This is a genomic window from Amedibacillus dolichus DSM 3991, assembly GCF_000154285.1.
Taxonomy (GTDB): Bacteria; Bacillota_I; Bacilli_A; order Erysipelotrichales; family Erysipelotrichaceae; genus Amedibacillus; species Amedibacillus dolichus.
This window is the reverse complement of the sequence record NZ_DS483461.1, coordinates 795-1,481: the sequence shown is the minus strand read 5'-3', so window position 1 is coordinate 1,481 and position 687 is coordinate 795. Positions and strand designations below refer to the sequence as shown.

Genomic DNA, 687 nt, shown 5'->3' with positions numbered 1-687 from the left:
TTCACTTACACCGCTTCTCAACCCGGTACGCACCAGAAAATCATTGATATGGCCATGAATGGCGTTGGATGCCGGGCAACAGCCCGCATTATGGGCGTTGGCCTCAACACGATTTTACGTCACTTAAAAAACTCAGGCCGCAGTCGGTAACCTCGCGCATACAGCCGGGCAGTGACGTCATCGTCTGCGCGGAAATGGACGAACAGTGGGGCTATGTCGGGGCTAAATCGCGCCAGCGCTGGCTGTTTTACGCGTATGACAGTCTCCGGAAGACGGTTGTTGCGCACGTATTCGGTGAACGCACTATGGCGACGCTGGGGCGTCTTATGAGCCTGCTGTCACCCTTTGACGTGGTGATATGGATGACGGATGGCTGGCCGCTGTATGAATCCCGCCTGAAGGGAAAGCTGCACGTAATCAGCAAGCGATATACGCAGCGAATTGAGCGGCATAACCTGAATCTGAGGCAGCACCTGGCACGGCTGGGACGGAAGTCGCTGTCGTTTCTCAAAATCTGTGGAGCTGCATGACAAAGTCATCGGGCATTATCTGAACATAAAACACTATCATAATTTGGAATTCATTATCCCAAATGTTAGGAATATCGGTTAGCCATTTGTCTGGTTTATACAGTTCCATATGGGGATTCATCTTTATGTTGTAAGAACAAATATAATGCCATTAGGA

3 protein-coding genes are annotated in these 687 nt (G+C 50.2%); all 3 read left to right on the top strand.

Going from position 1 to position 687, the window contains the following annotated elements; genetic code table 11:
* On the top strand, positions 1 to 150 hold a 150-nt coding region (locus EUBDOL_RS11890), incomplete at its 5' end, for an IS1-like element transposase (RefSeq protein WP_040184518.1).
* Positions 151 to 158: 8 nt separating this feature from the next.
* Entirely contained in the window at positions 159 to 530 is a 372-nt protein-coding gene (locus tag EUBDOL_RS11885; protein ID WP_407636350.1) for an IS1 family transposase, read from the top strand.
* Positions 517 to 612, top strand: coding sequence for a hypothetical protein (locus EUBDOL_RS11880; protein WP_407636349.1), 96 nt, complete (start codon positions 517 to 519; stop codon positions 610 to 612). The genes EUBDOL_RS11885 and EUBDOL_RS11880 overlap by 14 nt, the downstream gene beginning before the upstream one ends.
* The last annotated feature ends 75 nt before the right edge of the window (positions 613 to 687 follow it).